Source organism: Bradyrhizobium australiense, assembly GCF_013114825.1.
GTDB classification, from domain to species: Bacteria; Pseudomonadota; Alphaproteobacteria; order Rhizobiales; family Xanthobacteraceae; genus Bradyrhizobium; species Bradyrhizobium australiense.
Genome location: NZ_JAAVLX010000009.1, coordinates 274,242 through 294,090 on the forward strand (window position 1 = coordinate 274,242; position 19,849 = coordinate 294,090).

A 19,849-nucleotide genomic window follows, 5' to 3' on the forward strand; every position below is an offset into this window, starting at 1 on the left:
CATCAGCGTGCGCTTTGCGGAATTAGCCGGACATGGTCGTACGAAGTCAAATTCGCCTCATCCGGCCGCCGAGGGGAGCACGCCGTGCCCTCCGATGGTCTTGTAGAGCGCTTTGGTCTAGCATGAAGCTGGGGCAGAACTTCATCCCGTGTGGAGATCGTGCGGTCCGACCGCGAAGCACCAGCGCGTACAACGGGCGGAGCCAGCTCCGGAGCCAGCTCCTTGGGCGGCGTCGGATCTCCGTGGGCCGTGCTAGCGTGGGCCGCGTTGCTGGTGGCGATCGTCGTGTCGTTCAGGCCGGCGGTCCCGGTCATCTGGGGCGACACGCCGTCCTTCGTCGAATCTGCGTTTCGCACGCTCGAGGCCGGACAGCCGACCGTGGCGGGTGGGCGCGATCCGGGCTACCCGGCGTTCCTTGCCGCGACGTTCGCGTTTGGAGGCGACCTCGGGACGGTGGTGCGCCTGCAGCAGGCGGCGTGGGCCGTCCTTATGCTGGCGCTTGCAGCAACCGCCCAAGCGGCGATGCGCAACGCCGGTGGGCTCGTGCCGATCATCCTCGTGGCGACGTATCCGGGCCTGCTGCTGTTCAGGAACGTCCTCACCGCAGACCTTCTCTTTGCGGTCTTTCTCAATTTGGCCGTGGCTGGATTGCTCGTTGGCACCTGCGTCGGCAAAGCGGCGCGGTGCTGGGCGGTCGCTGCCGCCATCCTGTGCGCGGCGCTCGCGGCGTGTTTCAGATCGCAGGGAGTCCTGGTCCCAATCGCTGCCGTCGTGGTCGGCGCCAACCTCGCCCGACCAGACACGTCCGCGCGTCTTGCCGTGATTGCCGTGTCCGTCGCGGCGGCGCTGGCGCTCCTCGCCGCCGGTTCCCGGTTCGGGGCTTCCAATTCCGACCAAGCCTCGGCCGTGTTCGTCCCCAAGACACTGTTCTGCAATCACCTGAACATCGTGCTTGCAAGCGATGCGGCGCGACACGAGATCGTGTCGGCGGCCGGCGACCGCGCCGACGCCACGATGGCGCGGCTTGCCGCCGACTTCGCCGCGGAGCCGGGTCGCTGGCCCGTGCTCGGGTTCTTCGGCGACGCGTGCCTTTTCGACACCGCACTGGATCGAGACGTCGCCGGTACCCGGAATGCCGTCGGCGCGGCCGCAGCCTATCAGCGCATCTTCCTGGCCGCCGTGCGCGACCGGCCGCTGGCCTACGCGGGCAAGTTCGTCCGTCAGATGGCCTATGGGGCCTCGGTCGCATGGCCGCCATACGGACTCGACCCTGCCATACCGGTGTCGACTGACGACGTGCCGCACGTGTCCGACATCATGACGCGGCACGACCGGGCGGTTCAGCCGATCGATCTGCAAGGCAGACCGGTTCGGATCAGCCTACTGTCCGATTTCCCAGGCATCACCGCTTATCTGTACAGGGCATTGTCCACCGCCTTCGTTATTGCCGTTATATTTTGGACGGTGACCGCTGTGCGGCGCCGGCGCCCCGGGTTCTTGACACCTGCAGGCATCGTAATCGTGATGTGGATGGCTTCGATCGCGACCGCCGCCGGCGCCCACACTCTCGACGTCTGGCGATACCTGATTCCTGCGGTGCCGATGGTGGGCCTCATGCTGTCCGTTTTCGCCGTCGAACTGGCCGAAACGGTCGCCTGCCGAGATGTCGACGGTTCGGCTTATGGTCTCCGCCGATCAGGAATAGAATGAGCCGACGTCCGCGGGCGCTCGTGCCCGTCGGCGGGCCGGCTAGACGCCGTGGCAACCCTCCGTCACGCCCGTTGGCAAAAAGCTGAGGGTTTGCCCAGCGATCCACACGACGATTCCATGACCGATCCCGAGCGTTTGGAAGGTGTTCCTGGCCGCTACTGGCACCGGCTCGAAGACGGGCGCATCCAGTGCGATGTCTGCCCGAGATACTGCAGGCTTAACGAAGGCCAGCGCGGCCTGTGCTTCGTGCGTGGTCGGCAGGATGACCGGATCGTGCTCACGACCTACGGCCGCTCCTCGGGCTTCTGTGTCGATCCAATAGAGAAGAAGCCACTGAACCACTATCTGCCCGGAACTCCCGTATTGTCGTTCGGTACCGCCGGGTGCAACCTGACTTGCAAGTTCTGCCAGAACTGGGACATCTCCAAAGCGCGCGAGTTCGACCGGCTCCAGGACGCCGCCTCGCCGGAAGATATTGTCGAGGCCGCGATTGCCACGGGCTCGCGCTCCATCGCCTATACCTACAATGACCCCGTCATCTTCCTCGAATATGCCGTGGACGTCGCAAGGGTGGCGCGCCGGCGCGGGATCAAGAACGTGGCGGTCACGGCGGGCTACATTGATCCGGCGGCGCGGGAGGAGCTTTACACTTTCATGGATGCCGCCAATGTCGACCTCAAGGCGTTCACCGAGGCGTTCTACAATCGGCTGTGCACCGGGCGTCTCGGTGCCGTCCTCGAGACGCTCGATTATCTGAGGCACAGGACGAAGGTCTGGCTCGAAATCACAACGCTGTTGATCCCGGGTCACAATGACAGCCCGAAGGAGCTAGGAAAACTGAGCGACTGGGTGATGACAAGGCTAGGACCTGACGTGCCCTTGCATTTCACCGCCTTCCACCCTGACTACAAGATGCTGGATCTGCCCCGTACGCCGGCCCTCACGCTGACGACCGCTCGCGACATCGCGCGTAAGGTCGGGCTGAAGTTCGTCTACACCGGGAATGTCCATGACGAGCGGGGCCAAAGCACGTACTGTCCGGGCTGTGGCGAGCGGATCATCGGCCGAGATTGGTATGACATCACCACTTGGCAGCTCACCGGCGACGGCCGCTGCGGAATTTGCTCCACCGCAATCCCCGGCTTGTTCGAGGCACACCCGGGCAACTGGGGACAGCGGCGCGTCCCGATCCGGTTCGGCAGACTGGAACGCTCTTGAGTGCGACGATGCCGGCGTCGGGGCGCCTCACTGCTGCGTGTTGGAGCGGGAGCCTGATTAGGAGGTCACGATGAAGATTGACAGCACCATATTTGGCGCGATCACAATTGACGGAAGGACGTATGAGCACGACGTGGTCGTTCGCCTTTCCGGCGAAGTTGTGAAGCGGAAAAAGAGGTTATCAAAGAAACTATATGGTACCTCGCACGTGCTTTCAAAAAACGAGGCAAAGTTTCTATTCGAGAAGGGGTGCGACCAGGTCGTCATTGGCTCAGGGCAGATGGGCAACGTGCACCTATCGCCCGAAGCCGAAGCCTATTTCGAAAGAAAGGGCTGCGACGTCCTGTTGGAGCCGACACCCGAGGCGATCCGGATATTCAACCGGTCACGCGCAAAGAGGGTCGGACTCTTTCACGTGACTTGTTGAAAGAAATGCGTGGTGAAGCTGTGTATCCACGTTGGATCAGCCGGATCGGCGCGCCGCTCATCGCTCTGGTTTTGACCGTTGCGCCGTCGGTTTCGACGGTGCACGCCGTTGAGGATGCTCGCAAGGTGAGCGTGGTGTCCTTCGGCCTTTTCGGCGATCAAGGCGTGTTTAGAAGCGAGGCGACCGGCGCAGCACGGGTCGTGGCAGGCCGTTTCGGGAGCGCCCCGATCAACGTGCAATACAATTCGAAGAAAGGCGGAGGTGCTACGATTGAAGGCCTGGCCATGTCCTTGCAAGCGGCGGCCAACGGGATGGACGCCGACAATGACATTCTGTTTTTGATTCTCACCTCGCACGGCTCCCGCGCCGGCCTTGCAGTCAAAGCGGGGCGGCTTGCGCAAACGCTCACTCCGTCTAATCTCGCCTACATGCTGGCGCGGACCGGCATGCGATACAAGGTGGTGGTCATCTCGGCCTGTTATTCCGGGGTCTTTGTCCCTCGTCTCGCGAACCCCGATACGCTGGTAATCACAGCGGCCGATGCCGACCATCCGTCGTTCGGTTGCCGGGACAAATCCAAGTGGACCTATTTCGGCAACGCCTTTTTCAATATAGCACTCCGGCATGCTAAGAGCCTGAAGGACGCCTTTGTTGTTGCGCGCTCGCTCGTCAAAAAGCGAGAAGTGCGCGAGCGCTTCGAGCCGTCGAATCCCCTAATGGCAGGCGGCGAAAACGTGCACCCGTTGCTCATTGGGCGTCCTTGAGCGACCGGCCGACGCCTGTCTGCCGAAAACCTCGTCCGTATTAATCTACTGACCGAACGCGCGGAATGTCTGCCAATGGCAGTTTTTCGAAGCGCCGCCCGTTCTGAAATTGTCTGGTTTCCGGGGTAGACCGGAAGTTTGCTACGCACGGCCAGAATGACGCGAATGACCCAACTGGGAACCGCCCAAGCAGTGAAGTTCCGCTGTGGCCCATCGCGCCATTCGCTGCTGCGTAGCAACTGCGTCGTCTTAAGAGCAAAGGTGACATCAACTTAGATGCGTCACGCCGCCGGGTTATGAGTACACGATCTAATACGCGCTGAGCAGATCGACCTTGGCATTGGCGAGGATCAGCCGCCGCGCCAGCAGGGTGGACAGATTTCGCATGATCTTCAGCGCGATCTGCGGGTGGAGGTGGCGATAATCGGCAAAACTGTCGAGCGGCAATTCAAGGCACGTCACGGCCGTGTCGGCCCAGACATCGGCGCTGCGATGTTGTTCGATGATCGCCATCTCGCCGAATTCCATGCCGGGCCCGAGCGAGGCCAGCCGCACACCGCTGGGCAGCTTCACGCTCACCATTCCGCTTTGCAGGAAGAACAGCGAATTGGCGGTCTCGCCGGCGCTGATGATGCGCTGGCCAGCCTCATAACGCCGCGTGGTCGAGAGGTCGGCCAGCACGGCAATCTCTTCCGGCGCCAGATCGGCTAGCAGCGCCTGCGCGCCGAGATGGCTGGTTTCCTTCGACGAGGTGAAGCCGCCATAGCGATAGATGACCTGATCCTCAGCCCATTCGATCGCTTCATCGAGCAGCGCGAAGCGCCGCAGCCGCTGCGGGTCGGCGGCACGTGCGCGCACCTCCGTCCAGACCGGCGATGTCGCCTCCAGCCCCGTCAGGATCGCGGTGACGCCGGTGTTGCCGAGCATGGTGAGGTTCTCGCCGAGCAACTGCGCGCCCGCCGCGGTCAGATCCGGCACCCGGCGGAAGTCAAGGATCAACAGCGGCGCGTTCGGCGGCTCGCCGGCCAGCCGCCGCGTCACATGATCGATCGTCGCGAAATTCAGCGCGCCGACCAGTTCGATCACCCGGATGTCGCTGTGGCGCTCGTCGAGGATCTGCTGCTCATGCGGCTGCCGGCTGCGGCGCGACGAAATCCCGAAGACGTCATAGTCGGCAATGATGCAGGTGCGGACGTCGGCGCTGCGGTTGAGCATGTGCAGGTCGAACCGCGACGACAACGCCTCGCATACTTTCAAGCCGCGCACGCTGTTGCCGTGGCTGTCGAGGTTCGGCGAGAACGTGCCTAGTCCCAATTGCGCCTGAAATAGGTGTCCAGCACGGCATCGACGTCATCCTGCAGCACGAGATAATTCCGCAACAACCAGGCGATCGCGCGGTTGCGGTTGCCGGTCAGCGCTTCCGAGGCATGAACGGCATCGTCGACGCCGAGCTCGCGCCCGGCGAACTGACTGAGCTTGGCGCGGATGCGCTCGAAGGCGTGAGCGCCGTCGACCTGATGGATCAACCCCGAACAGGCGATCGCGCCGGCATTGACCATCGGATTGAACGGCCGGTTGTCGTTCGTCAGCCGGATCGAATTGAACGCCTCACCGCTGGGCTCGACGCCGATCGCTGCCGCCACGCGCTCCTCGCCGACCAGCTCGAGCGCCAGCGCAAACACGAAGGCTTTGGAGACCGATTGAATGGTGAAGGGCACGGCGCTGTCGCCGACCTCGTAGACATGGCCATCGATGGTGACGAGACCGATGCCGAAATGCGCCGGGTCGGCGCGCTTCAGCTCGGGGATGTAATCGGCGACCACGCCGGAATGGTCCGATCTGAATTCCTCGTAACAGGCGGTCAGAAACCGCTGCAGCGGCGGCTCGTTGGCATAACCGGCGTGTCTGGCGGCGAAACTGCCTTTGGCCGAATGGGTTGTCTGGGCGTCCACATCATCACCTTAAATGACAAGGCATGAAGCAACCTCCGTGCCATCGGCGGCCACCTGGGCTGGACTTCCGCGCCCTGCGGCACGCAACAGATGTGTGTCATCCTGACGCGAGCCGGCATTTCCTCACAAATCTCGCTCGAATTGCGCCATTGTCGCCGGGCCGGGGGAACCAGCGCTGCCAAGGACGCGGCGCGCTACCGCATGAGCATCCCGATGACGAAGGAAACGGCACCCTTATGGGTGTGGCTGTCGGTTGCGCTGTTGGCCATCGGCACTCTCGGCTATGTCACCGCGGTCTATCTCATCGAGCACATCATGGGATTATTTTGACCCGGGCTACTTCGCGGCCGCATCCGCCGGCCGCAGCTGGCGAAGCAGCTTCGCACAGATAAAGCCCAGCGCGATCATCACGGCCGCCGCCGTGAGCAAGGTCGGGACCTTGCCGGCATGCTGGATGCCGAAACCATAGGCGATCGGGCCGACGGTCTGGCCCATGAAGAAAAAGAACGCGTGCAGCGACAATGCGCTCGCGCGCGCTTCTGCCGACAATTCGCTGGCGAATACCTGCAGGCTGCCGTGGATCATGTAGAATCCCCAGCCCATGAAGATCAGGCTGAGCGTTTGCAGCTTCCATTCCGGACCCATCGCCACCGCGATGAGTTGCACACCGACGAGCGCCGCTCCTCCGATCATCATGCCGTTGACGCCGATCCTCGGCAGAAAGCGCGACACCGTCAGGGTGTAGAACAGGCCACCGACCGCAAAGCCCGCGATGACGATGCCCGCGACCGACAGCGAGGTTTCGCCGAGTTCGAACAGGAACGCCGCGATGAAGGGAAACAGCCCGAGCACGCAGCAGCCTTCGATGAACACAGCCCCGTAGCAGATATGGGCGTTCGGATTGCTGAAGATGGTGCGGTAGCCCTCGCGGAGCTGCGCGAGGCTGGTCTTGGGCGGGCGCGTCAGCGCGGCGCCGCGAAATCCGGCGGCCACTGCGATCGAGGCCAGCACCACCAGGGCGCCGAGCACGGCAAGCACGCCGCGCCAGCCAAGCAGATCGCCGATCAGGCCGGATGCGGAAGCTCCCAGGAGATTGCCGGTCATGGCGCCGGCCAGCGTGCGCCCGATCGCAACCTGACGCTTCTCCGGGCCGACGAGATCGCTAGTAAGGCTGAGGGCGACCGGGAATACGCCACCTGACCCGATGCCGGCGAGAATCCGCGAGGCGAACAGCAGCGGGAACGATGTCGCCATGGCGCCGAGAATGTTGGCAAGCCCGAGCAGCACCAGACAGACGATCATCAGGCGCGCCTTGCCGAACATGTCGGCCATGGCGCCGAGTACCGGCTGGATGATGGCAAAGGTGAAGGCGAAGGCGGCGGCAAAGCTCGCGGCGGTCGCGATGCTGACGGAAAATTCCTCGGCCACATGCGGCAGCACGGGATCGAGAGCACGGGCAGAAAGGCTTGCGGAAAAGGTCGCGAGCGCAATGATATTGAGCGCCGGCGGCATGCCGCTGGTGGCGGTCACCGCGAGGCGTTCTTGGCCAGCGCGTCGAAGGCCATCAGCCTCTTCACCAGCGCCTCGAACTCGCGCAACGGCACCATGTTGGGCCCATCCGACGGCGCATGATCGGGATCGGGATGGGTCTCGATGAACACGCCGGCGACGCCGACTGCGACCGCGGCACGCGCCAGCACGGGAACGAATTCGCGCTGGCCGCCGGATGAGGTGCCCTTCCCGCCGGGCTGCTGCACCGAATGGGTGGCGTCGAAAATAACGGGCGCACCCGTCGTCTGCGCCATGATCGGCAGCGCGCGCATGTCCGACACCAGCGTGTTGTATCCGAACGACGCGCCGCGTTCGGTAACCAGCACGTTCGGATTACCGCCGCCGGCGATCTTGCCCACGACATTTGCCATATCCCACGGCGCAAGGAATTGGCCTTTCTTGACATTGACGACCTTGCCGGTCGCCGCTGCCGCGAGCAGCAGATCCGTCTGCCGGCACAGGAAGGCCGGAATCTGCAACACGTCGACGGCCTGCGCGGCTTCGGAACATTGCGCCGCCTCATGCACGTCGGTCAGCACGGGCAAACCGAGCGAGGAACGAATCTCCGCAAAAACCGGCAGCGCCTGCGAAAGCCCGATGCCACGCGCCGCCGAGCCGCTGGTACGGTTGGCCTTGTCGAAGGAGGTCTTGTAGACGAGGCCAATGCCAAGGCGGCCGGCGACCTCTTTCAGCGCGGTCGCCACTTCGAGGGCGTGCGCACGGCTTTCGAGCTGACACGGACCGGCAATGATCGAAATCGGCAGATCGTTGCCGAATTTGACCGGACCGACCGAGACGACCGGAGCTGCTGCGGGTTTCGCGTTCAAGGGATTTTCCTTCGTGGCTGGCGCGGACCATGCCGGTCCGAGACCCCAGGATCAACCCCGGTTACTCCCCGAATATCAGGGTTGCGCCGCCACCTATTTTACCGCGGAGAACGCCGTCGGCACCAGTAATTGGCTCACGATGTTGTCGATGATCTGGCCGTCCTCCTCGCTCTTGGCACGGCCGGCAATCCAGTCGGGGTCTGACTGGAATGCGGTCCACTTCCTTTCGCGATCGGCAAGCGAATCCCAGGCGATGAAATAGGTCAGTTCCTGATTGGAGGTGCCGATCAGCGTGGTGAAGAAGCCGGCCTGCTTGATGCCGTGCTTGTCCCACAGCTTCAGCGTCAGCGTATCGAAGCGCTTAATCAGCGCCGGCAGGCGTCCCGGCAGACAGCGATAGACGCGCATTTCCATGATCATCGGTGGTCCTCCCCGGATTATGACGGAGGCGCGTTATAGCGGCTGGCCCGGACGCTGTCTTGGGTCCGATTTGGGGGATCCTGCGGCGCCGCGCGCATGGCTCGGGCAATCAGAACTCCTCGGCCCCTGCCGATCCCGCAATGCTGCCGCAATGTTACTGGCGCTACTAGGGCTGGTCCGGAAACGCGGGTGCAGGATGAGGGTTTTGCTGGTTGAAGACGAAGCGGAAATGGCGGCGGCGCTGTCGTCAGCATTGAAACGCTATGACATGGTCGTTGACCATGCGCCGACGCTGGCCGACGCCGAAGCGGCTATTTCGGCCGACGTACATGGCGCGGTGCTGCTCGACCGCCGATTGCCCGACGGAGACGGGCTGGCGCTGATCCCGAAACTCAGAGCGCGGGCCGATGGCGTCCCCATAATTGTGCTGACCGCACGCGGCGAGCTTGCGGACCGCATCGCCGGACTGGACAGTGGAGCTGACGACTATCTGGCCAAGCCGTTTGCGGTCGAAGAACTTCTCGCGCGGCTGCGCGCCGTGCTGCGCCGGCCGGCCGGCATGCAGCCGGACGTCATGCGGGCCGGACGTCTGGCTTTCGATTTCAGCCATCGAGAGGCCAGCGTCGAGGGGCGTCCGCTCGATCTGCCGCGGCGCGAACTGCTGGTGCTGGAAGCGCTGCTCCGACGCATGGGACGCACCGTGCTGCGCTCGGCGCTCGAGGAGGCCGTCTACAATTTCGACGACGCAGTCCAGTCGAACGCGCTGGATACTCACGTGTCCCGGCTCCGCCGCAAGCTCGCCGATAGCAACGCCGGGGTTGAAATTCACGGAATCCGCGGCGTCGGCTATTTGCTGAAACCGCTGCCGTGACCGAGACAGCCCGCTCGCATTGCCTGCAGACGCGGCTCGTCTGGCGATTGATATCGCTGCAGGCGGGGCTGCTCGCGATCCTCGCAATCCTGGTCATCGGCACACTATGGGGCGCAGGCTTCCTGCTGGACGTGCGGGACGAAGACCACGTCATCGACATCGTCCAACAGGCGGTGGCGCGCGATACCTCGGGTGGCCTGCTGCTGCGTTCGACCCCCGAGCTTGCGCAACTGCGCGAGGAGATTCCCGATCTTTGGTTCGTGGTACGGGACGGCCAGGGGCACAGGCTGTCGGAAGGCGCGGTGCCGCCGGACTTTGCCGGCATTGTCGAGGCGCTCAGCCATATCAGCCAGGCGCGGCTCGGCTGGCAGCTCCTCGCAGACGACCTGAGCAAGCCGGCGGCGCGATTGAAGCGCGTCGAAACCGCAGCCGGCAAGGTGCAGATCCTGACGGCAACCCAGGGCAAGCTGTCCGGACGCAAGGCGGTTCTGATGAGCTCGCTCAGTTTTCTCGGCATCGTCCTTCCCGGACTGCTGCTGATGACGGCCGCGACATTCATCGCGACGCCGATGGTGGTGAAGCGGGCGCTCGCCGGCCTTGCCATGATTGCCGATCAGGCACGCCGGATCGACATCCATCAACGTGGCGCGCGGCTTTCGGTGGAACACGTCGCCGACGAGATTGCTCCGCTGGTAAGGGCCGTCAACGAGGCGCTGGCGCGACTGGATGATGGTTATTCGCGGCACCAGCGCTTCGTGGCCGATGCCGCGCATGAGCTGCGCACGCCGATCGCGATCCTGAACACGCGCCTGGAATCCTTGCCGCCGGGCGCGGAGAAAACCCGCTTGCTCGAGGATACGGCGCGGCTTTCGACGCTGACCGAGCAATTACTGGACATCCAGCGGCTCGACCAATGCAGAAGCCCGTTCACTCCGGTGGATGTGGTGGCAGTCGCGCAGGGCGTCGCTGCGGACCTGGCGCCGCTGGCGATCGCCGCCGGCTATGAATTGTCGCTTCAAGTCGCGGCCGATCGCATCGAGACGCTTGGCGACCACGCCGCGATCGAGCGGGCGGTTACTAATCTCGTGCAGAACGCGATCCAGCACGGCGGCCGCCACGGCACCATCAGCATCCACGTGAGCCGTCCAGCGACCATCGAAGTCACCGACGAGGGCCCGGGTATTCCGGCGGAACAGCGCGCATTGATCTTCGAGCCGTTCTATCGCGTGACGCCGCTTGATCGCGGCGCCGGCCTCGGACTGAACATGGTGCGCGAGATCGCGCGCATGCATGGCGGCCACATCTCGGTACTCGACGGCCCGAATGGCGGCGCATGTTTTCGACTGACGCTGCCGCCTCGCCCGTCGTTGCCACCTGCGCCGTCAGCGAAATAGCGGTGCGCACGGGGCGCGCTCCGCAATGCTCTCGCAATGCAGGCACGCGAGATTGTTCGCGCCTCGTCATCGAATCGAGGCGCGGTCAATTCGTTGGAGTGCCTATGTCACACGACTTCTTCTCGTTCTTTCTGGCCTGGATGTCGGCCCCTGGCCGCGTCGGCGCGATCGCACCATCGAGCCCCGCCCTCGCCGAGCTCATCACCAGCGAGATAACGGCGGGAAGTGGCCCGATCATCGAGCTTGGTCCCGGGACCGGCGCCTTCACCTATCAATTGTTGAGGCGGGGCGTCCGCCAGGAGGACCTGACGCTGGTCGAATACGGCTCCGACTTCATGAAGCTGTTGCAGGTCCGCTTCCCGGGAGCGCGCGTGCTTTGGATGGACGCCGCAAGGCTGGCGGCACAGCCCCTGTATGATGGCGCGCCGGTCGGCGCGGTCATCAGCGGCCTTCCGCTGCTGAACATGTCGATGCGCAAGGTGGTCTCAATCCTCAACGGCGCCTTCAGCTACATCCGCCCGGGCGGCGCATTCTACCAATTCACCTATGGCATGACCTGCCCAGTGTCGCCGCGGGTGCTTGACCGGCTAGGATTGAAGGCGAAGCTCATCGATCGCGCGATCCTGAACGTGCCGCCGGCGGCGGTTTACCGGCTGACGCGGCGACCGCAGAGCAAGCTTTTCGCGGGGAACGTTACGCTGCCGCAGCCAGAGCTGGTCCGACCGCAGGTGGACCAGCCGACGTAGACGTCGTTACACTAGCCGGCTCTGCACCACCGCTGCCTGAATGAACGAGGCAAACAGCGGGTGGGGCTCGAACGGCCGCGATTTCAGCTCGGGGTGGAACTGCACGCCGATGAACCAGGGATGGTCCTCGTATTCGACGATCTCCGGCAGCACACCGTCGGGCGACAGGCCGGAGAAGCGCAGGCCGTGCTGTTCGAGGCGGTCTTTGTATGCCGTGTTGACCTCGTAGCGGTGGCGGTGGCGTTCGGAAATCTCGGTGGCGCCGCCGTAGACCGCCGAGACGCGGCTGCCGCGCTTCAGCGTTGCGGGATAAGCGCCAAGCCGCATGGTACCGCCGAGATCGCCCGACTGCGAGCGCTTCTCCAACTCGTTGCCGCGCAGCCATTCCGTCATCAGGCCGACCAGCGGCTCCTTGGTCGGGCCGAACTCGGTTGAGTTAGCCTCCTCGATGCCGACCAGATTGCGTGCGGCCTCGATCACCGCCATCTGCATGCCGAAGCAAATGCCGAAATACGGCACGTCGCGCTCGCGCGCGAACTGCGCTGCGCGGATCTTACCCTCGGCGCCGCGCTGGCCGAATCCGCCCGGCACCAGAATGCCGTTGACGTGTTCGAGGAACGGCGTCGGGTCTTTGTTCTCGAACACCTCGCTCTCGATCCAGTCGAGATTGACTTTCACCTTATTGGCGATGCCGCCATGGGACAGCGCCTCGATCAGCGATTTGTACGCGTCCTTCATGCCGGTGTATTTGCCGACGATGGCAATGGTCACCGCGCCTTCCGGATTGCGCACGCGCTCGTTGATGACGTTCCAGCTCTGCAGCGCCGGCGGAATCTTTGGCGCGATGCCGAACGCGGCCAGCACTTCATCGTCGAGACCGGCGGCGTGATAGGCTTCGGGCACGGCGTAAATATTGTCGACGTCCCTCGCCTCGATCACGGCACTTTCGCGCACGTTGCAGAACAGACCGAGCTTGCGCCGCTCTTCCTTCGGGATTTCGCGGTCGGTGCGGCAGAGCAGGATATCCGGCTGGATGCCAATCGAGCGCAGCTCCTTCACCGAGTGCTGGGTCGGCTTTGTCTTGAGTTCACCTGCGCTCGGAATGTAGGGCAGCAGCGTCAAATGAATGTAGACCGCGTGATCGCGCGGCAGCTCGTTCTTGAGCTGACGGATCGCCTCGAAGAACGGCAAGCCCTCGATGTCGCCAACGGTGCCGCCGATCTCGACCAGCACGAAATCATATTGGTCATTTCCCGAGAGCACGAACTCCTTGATCGCGTTGGTGACGTGCGGCACGACCTGGATGGTCGCGCCGAGATAATCGCCGCGGCGTTCCTTGGTGATGATGTCCTGGTAGATGCGCCCCGTGGTAATATTGTCGGCCTTGGTCGCCGGCCGCCCGGTGAAGCGCTCGTAATGGCCGAGATCGAGGTCGGTCTCGGCGCCGTCATCGGTCACGAATACTTCGCCGTGCTGATACGGCGACATCGTTCCGGGATCGAGGTTGAGATAGGGGTCGAGTTTGCGGAGGCGGACCTTGTACCCGCGAGCCTGCAGCAGGGCACCGAGTGCCGCCGAAGCCAGCCCCTTTCCGAGCGAAGAAACCACGCCGCCGGTGATGAATATGTACCGCGCCATGGGATTCTACCTTTAAGGCCACTGCCCCGATTCTCCAAAACGAATCGCATGCGCGGGCAAACATTTTGCCGGGCTGTGGGTGACGTTAAATTTGAAACGATTTCAAAGCATTGATGGGAAGGCCTGATGCAGGACGGTAGAGGCCGCCCTGCATAGCCACCCTGCTTTATTGCGAACGCGGAGCCTGCGGGCCCGACTGACCCTGCTGTTCATCCACCTTCTTAAGCGTATCGAGCACGCCACCGGAGGTCGGCGGAGCGGCTGGCGTCGCGCCGCCCGGCTGGGACTGCGTCGCCGGCGCGGTGCCGAGGATCGAGGTCGGCTTGCGGTCGATGCCCGCCATCCACGCCAGTGCCATGCTGGTCAGGAAAAAAAGCCCCGCGAGGACCGCGGTCGTCCGCGTCAGGAGATTGGCAGTGCCGCGACTCGACATGAAGCCGGCGCCGCCGCCCATGCCAAGGCCGCCGCCTTCGGATTTCTGCAGCAGCACCGAGCCGATCAGCACGGCGACGATCATGAGGTGAACGACGATAATGACGGTCTGCATCTTGAAACCTTCCGTCACAAGCCGAGAGCGCCGGGCTTCGGCTGCACCAACAGCTTGCGGGTTTTCCTGAAGTTGCGCGGTGTTACACGATCGGACAGGGCATTGTCACCCCCAACCGCCGCCGTGGAGATAATTGCCGCAGGCGCGACGGCAAGGCTGTCCATACCCCTCGCCCGACGTTCGCATCTGGGGCTTGCGGTCGGGCCGATTTCTCTTATACTGGACGAATGGATACTTTAGTAGACGATCTCAGCGCCCGGCTTGCGCACCGCCTGCGGCTCGAGCGCGACAGCCGCGGCTGGTCGCTGGCCGACCTCGCCGAGCGCTCCGGCGTGTCAAAAGCCACCATCAGCAAGATCGAGCGCGCGGAGGTCAGCCCGACCGCGGTGGTGCTGGTTCGGCTCGCGAGCGCCTTCGATCTCACCCTCGCCGGCCTGATGCTGCGCGCCGAAGGCCAGGGCGGACGTCTGTCGCGCGCAGCCGAGCAGCCGGCGTGGCGCGATCCCGAAACCGGCTATTTGCGCCGGCAGGTGTTCAACCGGCCCGATCATCCCATCGAGATTATCAAGGTCGAGATGCCGGCGAAGCAGCGCGTGACGCTGCCCGCTTCGTCCTACGCCCACATCCGTCAGGTTCTCTGGGTGTTATCGGGCGCGCTCGTCCTCATCGATGGTGGCGAACGGCACGAACTCGGCGCCGGCGATTGCCTCGGATTCGGTCCGCCGGCGGAAGTGATCTTTGCCAACGAGAGCGCCGCGCCCTGCACCTACGTCGTTGCCCTTGCCCGGAGCTGACGCCGATGCAGGAGATCGCTCGCAAGAATACCGCGATCGAGCCTGCAAGCGCCGATGACCCTATTCCGGCCGGCCACAATGGCGGTCCGCCGCTCGAGGATAAGCACCGGCCAGAATGGGGCGACGGCGGCATCGGCAATTACTTTTACTGGAAGGCGACACATCGCGCGGCCTGGCACAACCCCTCGTCCGGCATCGTCGCGTTCCGCATCCGGAAAGCTGAGCGGCTGGGCCTCACCTACGAAGAATACACGCTGGAAATTCTCGAACGCGGGCGACACCTGCAGATCGAGGATGTCGAACGGATTGCAGAGATCAAGCGGGCGCGCGTCCAGCGCGCCGCCAATTACCGAAGCTGAACTTCCCGGAAATTCATTCTCATGTCGGATATCCAGATCAAAGCCTTGAGCCCGTCGCCCGAAATTTGCGCGATGCTCAGTGAATTGCTGATCGAGACCGTGGCGAATGGCGGCTCGGTCAGCTTCCTGCATCCGTTGTCACGGAAGGCGGCCGAGGCGTTCTGGTCCAACTCGCTGAGCGCCGCGGAGCGCGGCGAGCGGATCATCCTCGGCGCCTTTGACGGCGACAGGCTGATCGGGACGGTCACGCTGTTGCTCGATCTTCCGCCGAACCAGCCGCATCGCGCCGAGATCGCGAAGATGATGACGTGTATCAGCCACCGCCACTGCGGGATCGCCACGGCGCTGTTGCGCGAGGCCGAGCGAATAGCGGTCGCGCACGGGCGCTGGCTGTTGGTGCTCGACACCGCAGAGGACGAGGGCGCGGCGGGACTATATGAACGGATGGGATTCAAGCTGACCGGCGTCATTCCGGACTACGCGTTCAAACCCCATGGCGGCCTCACGGGCACGCTGATCTACTGGAAGCGTTTGCACGAAGGCGTGCCCGCCTGAGCTAGCATGCCTCCGCAATGGCCAGGAAGTCTGTCGCCTTCAGGCTGGCGCCGCCGACGAGCGCGCCATTGACATCGGCGACCGCCATTAGTTCCGACGCGTTGGAAGGCTTGACCGATCCACCGTAGAGAATCCGGATTCTGCTGCCTTCGGTCTTAAATCGGCTGGTGAGAACACCGCGGATAAAGCGATGAACTTGCTCGACATCTTTTGGCGTCGGCGTCAGCCCGGTGCCGATCGCCCAGACCGGCTCATAAGCGACCACCAGATTGGCCGCCGTCGCGCCGTCCGGCAACGAACCGGCGAGTTGCCCGCCACAGATATCCAGCGTCTGACCGGCATCGCGTTGCTTCTGGGTCTCGCCAATGCAGACGATCGCCACAAGACCCGCCCGCCAAGCCGCTTCTGCCTTCTGCCGGACCAGCGCATCGGTCTCGCCATGGTCGGCACGGCGTTCCGAATGCCCGACGATGATGGCACTGGCACCGGCATCAGCCAGCATTTCCGCCGAAAGATCGCCGGTATGGGCGCCGGAGGCTTTCGCATGGCAATCCTGGGCCCCGACCGCGAGTTTTGAACCGAGCGCCCTGTCGGCGAAACCACCGATCAGGGTGGCCGGGGGGCAGACCAGCAGGTCAGCCTTGCCGGCCAACGCACCGGCGCCGGCGATCATGGCTTCGAATTCACCTAAGGAAGATTTTAGGCCGTTCATTTTCCAGTTGCCGGCGATCAGCGGCCGGATGGCATCGGTCATGTCGATTGTCCCGCAAATGTCAGCGTTCTAGATGCGCTAGCAGAGCCACGCCGCCAGTTCCAGCTACCGATCGGGCGACCCCGGGCCATTAACCGCTTCAAATAGCCCGCATGGCCGAGGTTGCGAGGGGGACGCGGCCACTTTATGATGCGTTTTCAACTCGGTGACGCCTTGTTGCGGAATTCGGTCCCGGATCGAAATTTCCCTTGGGTACGACCCGGTTCCCCTCTCCTTTAAAAAACAAGTTGGACCCATGCTTCGAGGAATGCGGAAAGCCTCATCAAACTGGCTCGGCAAGATTGTCATGGCGACCGTGATGGGCGTTTTGATTGTCAGTTTCGCAGTGTGGGGCATTGCCGACATCTTCAAGGGGTTTGGCCAGTCGTCGCTCGCCAAGATCGGCAAGACCGAGATTTCGACCGATCAGTTCCGTCAGATCTACACGGAAAAGCTGCAGCAGCTCGGCCGCAGTTTCGGCCGTCCGCTAACCTCTGAACAGGCTCGCGCCTTCGGGCTCGATCGGCAGGTGCTGCAGCAAACCATCGCCGAAGCCGCGCTGGATGAGGAAGCCCGGCGCATGGGGCTGGCCCAGTCCCAGGAAGAAGCCATGCGGCAGATCTACAGCGATCCGAGTTTCGCGGGATTGGGCGGCAAGTTCGATCCCGCTCGCTTCCAAGCCGCGATTCGGCAGTTCGGATATACCGAGCAACGCTATCTGGCGGAACGCCGACGCGTCGGCCTGCGGCGCCAGATCGCCGGGACCGTGTCGGCCGGAGTGGAGCCGCCGAAGGTCATGATTGAGGCACTCGCCCGTTTCCAGAACGAGCAGCGCTCGATCGAGTACGTCAAGCTCGATGCCGCGCAGGCCGGCACGATCGACCCGCCTTCGCCGGAGGCGCTGGCGGCCTATTTCGAGGATCGCAAGACGCAATTCCGCGCGCCCGAATATCGCAAACTGTCTTTTGTCGTGATCAGCCCGGAAGAGATCGGCAAGTGGACCGAGGTCTCCGACGAGGACGCTAAGAAAGTTTTCGAGCAGCGCCGCGACCAGCTTGGCACGCCGGAAAAGCGCGAAGTGTCGCAGATGTTTTTTCCGAACGAAGGCGAAGCCCAGGCCGCGCGCAGCCGCATCACGTCGGGAACGCCGTTCGACGACGTGGCCAAGGAGCGCAACCTCAATCTGGCCGACGTCGATCTCGGCATGATCGCAAAGAGCGCGATCATCGATCCGGCGATTGCGGATGCGGCGTTCTCGCTTGCATCAGGCGAAGTCAGCCAGCCGGTGCAGGGCCGCTTCGGCGTGGCGCTGGTCAAGGTCGGCAAGATCGAGCCGGGCGTGACGCCGACCTATGAAAGTGTCGCAGGGCAGGTGAAGAAGGAAATCGCGACCGAACGCGCCCGCGCCAAGGTCAACGAAATCCAGAACAAGATGGAAGACGAGCGCAGCGGCGGCGCCAATGTGGTCGAGGCTTCGCAGAAGCTCGGTCTCACCCCCGTTACGATCGAGGCCGTCGACCGCTCCGGCCGCACGCCCGACGGACAGCCGGTCGCCAATATTCCCCGCGGCCTCGACGTGGTGTCGCAGGCCTTCAACAGCGACGTCGGCGTTGACAACGAACCAATCCAGTTTGCCGGCGGCTATGTTTGGTACGACGTGCTCGGCGTCACGCCCTCGCGCGAGCGCTCGCTCGACGAGGTGCGCAGCCAAGTCGAGGCGAAATGGCGCGAAGACCAGATTTCCAGCAAGCTGCGGGCGAAGGCAACCGAGATGGTGCAGAAGATCGAGCAAGGCAGCAGCCTCGCCGCCGAAGCGGCTGCGGCGGGAGCGAAGGTCGAGACCGCGACCGGTTTCCGCCGCGACGCCTCGCTATCAGGCGTGCCCTCCGCCGCCATCACTGCCGCATTCCGGACACCCAAGGATGGCGTCACGCAGACGCCGGGCGCCGGTGGCAGCGAGTGGATCGTGTTGCGCGTCACCGGCGTGACTGTGCCGCCGGTCGACATGGCCTCCGAAGAGCTGAAAAAATTAAAGGACACGTTGCAGCGCGGTCTGACCGACGAACAGGTCGCGCAGTACGTGACCAAGATCGAATCCGAGATCGGCACTTCCATCAACCAGGCCGCCTTCGCGCAGGTGACGGGCGCCAACAATTGAGCATAATGACACTCACCTCATCCTGAGGAGCGGCCATGCAGGCAAGTGTACGCAGTCTGCGTTAACTTGGCTACGGGCCGCGTCTCGAAGGATGAGAGCCGGGCCTCATGGTTCTCCTCACCATGAGGTCTCGATTTTGAAAGCAAGCGATGGACGATCTCAAATCTATCATCGGAAAGGTCGCAACCGGCGCGACGCTGTCGCGTGACGAAGCGGCGTCAGCCTTCGACAGCATGATGTCCGGCGAGGCGACGCCCTCGCAGATGGGCGGCTTGTTGATGGCGCTCAGGGTCCGCGGCGAAACCGTCGACGAGATCACCGGCGCGGTGTCGGCGATGCGCGGCAAGATGCTGCGGGTCAAGGCGCCTGCGGACGCAGTCGACGTGGTCGGCACCGGCGGCGACGGGTCCGGTTCGGTCAACGTCTCGACCTGCGCGGCCTTCATCGTCGCCGGCGCCGGCGTGCCCGTCGCCAAGCACGGCAACCGCGCGCTGTCGTCGCGCTCGGGGGCTGCCGACGTGCTGGCTTCCCTCGGCGTCAAGATCGACCTCACGCCCGACCAGGTCGGCCGCTGTGTGCAGGAGGCCGGCATCGGCTTCATGTTCGCGCCTGCGCATCACCCCGCGATGAAGAATGTCGGGCCGACCCGCGTCGAACTCGCCACCCGCACGATCTTCAATCTGCTCGGGCCGCTCTCCAATCCGGCCGGCGTCAAGCGCCAGATGGTCGGCGTGTTCTCGCGGCACTGGGTACAGCCGCTGGCCCAGGTCTTGAAAAATCTCGGCTCCGAATCCGTCTGGGTCGTCCACGGCTCAGATGGGCTCGACGAAATCACCCTCACCGGCCCGAGCTTTGTCGCCAGCCTCGACAACGGCAAGATCACCACCTTCGAGGTGACGCCGGAGGACGCGGGTCTCATCTGCTGCAATGTCGACGCGCTCAAGGGCGGTGACGCGGACGCCAACGCGCTGGCGCTGCAAGGCGTGCTCAACGGCAAGGCCAGTGCCTATCGCGACGTCGCGCTGTTGAACGCCGCGGCCGCACTGATCGTGGCCGGCAGGGCCAGGGACCTGAAGGAAGGCGTCGAAATCGGCGCCAAATCGCTCGACAGTGGCGCGGCGGCAGCACGGCTGAAGCACCTGATCGCAGTCTCACGCGGCTGAGTCC

19 protein-coding genes and 1 pseudogene are annotated in these 19,849 nt (G+C 63.8%); 12 read left to right on the forward strand and 8 right to left on the reverse strand.

Annotated elements, in window-relative coordinates; all coding sequences use genetic code 11:
- Positions 1-267 precede the first annotated feature (267 nt).
- The 4 genes from HCN58_RS27190 to HCN58_RS27205 all read left to right on the forward strand — a co-directional run bounded on the left by HCN58_RS27190 (position 268) and on the right by HCN58_RS27205 (position 4,119).
- On the forward strand, positions 268-1,710 hold the full coding sequence (locus HCN58_RS27190; RefSeq protein ID WP_171582426.1) for a hypothetical protein: 1,443 nt from the start codon (positions 268-270) through the stop codon (positions 1,708-1,710).
- A gap of 117 nt (positions 1,711-1,827) precedes the next feature.
- Complete coding sequence (amrS, locus tag HCN58_RS27195; protein WP_171582427.1) at positions 1,828-2,928, forward strand: AmmeMemoRadiSam system radical SAM enzyme; 1,101 nt, start codon at positions 1,828-1,830, stop codon at positions 2,926-2,928.
- 70 nt (positions 2,929-2,998) lie between these two features.
- A complete protein-coding gene (locus HCN58_RS27200; RefSeq protein WP_171582428.1) occupies positions 2,999-3,355 on the forward strand; it encodes an Mth938-like domain-containing protein in 357 nt (118 codons plus the stop codon).
- The gene (locus HCN58_RS27205) at positions 3,349-4,119 is read left to right on the forward strand and encodes a C13 family peptidase (RefSeq protein WP_235983922.1); all 771 of its coding nucleotides are present in this window, start codon (positions 3,349-3,351) and stop codon (positions 4,117-4,119) included. The genes HCN58_RS27200 and HCN58_RS27205 overlap by 7 nt, the downstream gene beginning before the upstream one ends.
- A gap of 309 nt (positions 4,120-4,428) precedes the next feature.
- Here the strand turns inward: HCN58_RS27205 and HCN58_RS27210 are convergent.
- The 4 genes and pseudogenes from HCN58_RS27210 to HCN58_RS27225 all read right to left on the reverse strand — a co-directional run bounded on the left by HCN58_RS27210 (position 4,429) and on the right by HCN58_RS27225 (position 8,869).
- Positions 4,429-6,071 (reverse strand): annotated as a pseudogene (locus tag HCN58_RS27210) (glutaminase).
- Positions 6,072-6,407: 336 nt separating this feature from the next.
- Entirely contained in the window at positions 6,408-7,583 is a 1,176-nt protein-coding gene (locus tag HCN58_RS27215; RefSeq protein WP_171582498.1) for an MFS transporter, read from the reverse strand.
- Between the two features lie 14 nt (positions 7,584-7,597).
- Positions 7,598-8,449 carry a 3-deoxy-8-phosphooctulonate synthase gene (gene kdsA / locus HCN58_RS27220; RefSeq protein WP_171582429.1) on the reverse strand — a complete coding sequence of 284 codons (852 nt, stop codon included), beginning with the start codon at positions 8,447-8,449 and terminating at the stop codon, positions 7,598-7,600.
- A gap of 93 nt (positions 8,450-8,542) precedes the next feature.
- Complete coding sequence (locus HCN58_RS27225; protein WP_171582430.1) at positions 8,543-8,869, reverse strand: NIPSNAP family protein; 327 nt, start codon at positions 8,867-8,869, stop codon at positions 8,543-8,545.
- A 196-nt stretch (positions 8,870-9,065) separates the two neighbouring features.
- On the opposite strand from HCN58_RS27225, the gene HCN58_RS27230 reads away from it, so the two are divergent.
- The 3 genes from HCN58_RS27230 to HCN58_RS27240 all read left to right on the forward strand — a co-directional run bounded on the left by HCN58_RS27230 (position 9,066) and on the right by HCN58_RS27240 (position 11,880).
- Positions 9,066-9,740, forward strand: a complete 675-nt coding sequence (locus tag HCN58_RS27230) for a response regulator transcription factor (protein ID WP_171582431.1) — start codon at positions 9,066-9,068, stop codon at positions 9,738-9,740.
- Positions 9,737-11,134: a sensor histidine kinase gene (locus HCN58_RS27235; RefSeq protein ID WP_171582432.1), complete on the forward strand. Its 1,398-nt coding sequence runs from the start codon at positions 9,737-9,739 to the stop codon at positions 11,132-11,134. Before HCN58_RS27230 ends, HCN58_RS27235 begins: the two co-directional genes overlap by 4 nt.
- A gap of 104 nt (positions 11,135-11,238) precedes the next feature.
- Positions 11,239-11,880 (forward strand): class I SAM-dependent methyltransferase, encoded by a 642-nt coding sequence (locus HCN58_RS27240; RefSeq protein WP_171582433.1) that lies wholly within the window; start codon positions 11,239-11,241, stop codon positions 11,878-11,880.
- 6 nt (positions 11,881-11,886) lie between these two features.
- Here HCN58_RS27240 and pyrG read toward each other — a convergent pair whose 3' ends face one another.
- The 3 genes from pyrG to HCN58_RS27255 form a co-directional block, all read right to left on the reverse strand.
- Positions 11,887-13,518 (reverse strand): CTP synthase, encoded by a 1,632-nt coding sequence (pyrG, locus tag HCN58_RS27245; protein WP_171582434.1) that lies wholly within the window; start codon positions 13,516-13,518, stop codon positions 11,887-11,889.
- A gap of 166 nt (positions 13,519-13,684) precedes the next feature.
- Complete coding sequence (secG, locus tag HCN58_RS27250; RefSeq protein ID WP_171582435.1) at positions 13,685-14,065, reverse strand: preprotein translocase subunit SecG; 381 nt, start codon at positions 14,063-14,065, stop codon at positions 13,685-13,687.
- A gap of 14 nt (positions 14,066-14,079) precedes the next feature.
- Positions 14,080-14,229, reverse strand: coding sequence for a hypothetical protein (locus HCN58_RS27255; protein WP_171582436.1), 150 nt, complete (start codon positions 14,227-14,229; stop codon positions 14,080-14,082).
- Positions 14,230-14,292: 63 nt separating this feature from the next.
- On the opposite strand from HCN58_RS27255, the gene HCN58_RS27260 reads away from it, so the two are divergent.
- The 3 genes from HCN58_RS27260 to HCN58_RS27270 are packed head-to-tail and all read left to right on the forward strand — an operon-like array spanning position 14,293 to position 15,773.
- Positions 14,293-14,859: a helix-turn-helix domain-containing protein gene (locus HCN58_RS27260; RefSeq protein WP_171582437.1), complete on the forward strand. Its 567-nt coding sequence runs from the start codon at positions 14,293-14,295 to the stop codon at positions 14,857-14,859.
- Between the two features lie 5 nt (positions 14,860-14,864).
- Positions 14,865-15,218, forward strand: coding sequence for a hypothetical protein (locus tag HCN58_RS27265; protein WP_210266163.1), 354 nt, complete (start codon positions 14,865-14,867; stop codon positions 15,216-15,218).
- Positions 15,219-15,239: 21 nt separating this feature from the next.
- Positions 15,240-15,773, forward strand: a complete 534-nt coding sequence (locus HCN58_RS27270) for a GNAT family N-acetyltransferase (protein ID WP_171582438.1) — start codon at positions 15,240-15,242, stop codon at positions 15,771-15,773.
- A gap of 1 nt (position 15,774) precedes the next feature.
- Here the strand turns inward: HCN58_RS27270 and tpiA are convergent, their stop codons facing one another.
- Positions 15,775-16,527, reverse strand: coding sequence for a triose-phosphate isomerase (gene tpiA / locus HCN58_RS27275; RefSeq protein WP_171582439.1), 753 nt, complete (start codon positions 16,525-16,527; stop codon positions 15,775-15,777).
- Positions 16,528-16,780: 253 nt separating this feature from the next.
- Here tpiA and HCN58_RS27280 point away from each other — a divergent pair, with 253 nt between their 5' ends.
- On the forward strand, positions 16,781-18,682 hold the full coding sequence (locus HCN58_RS27280) for a peptidylprolyl isomerase (protein WP_171582440.1): 1,902 nt from the start codon (positions 16,781-16,783) through the stop codon (positions 18,680-18,682).
- A gap of 149 nt (positions 18,683-18,831) precedes the next feature.
- On the forward strand, positions 18,832-19,845 hold the full coding sequence (gene trpD, locus HCN58_RS27285) for an anthranilate phosphoribosyltransferase (protein WP_171582441.1): 1,014 nt from the start codon (positions 18,832-18,834) through the stop codon (positions 19,843-19,845).
- Positions 19,846-19,849 lie beyond the last annotated feature (4 nt).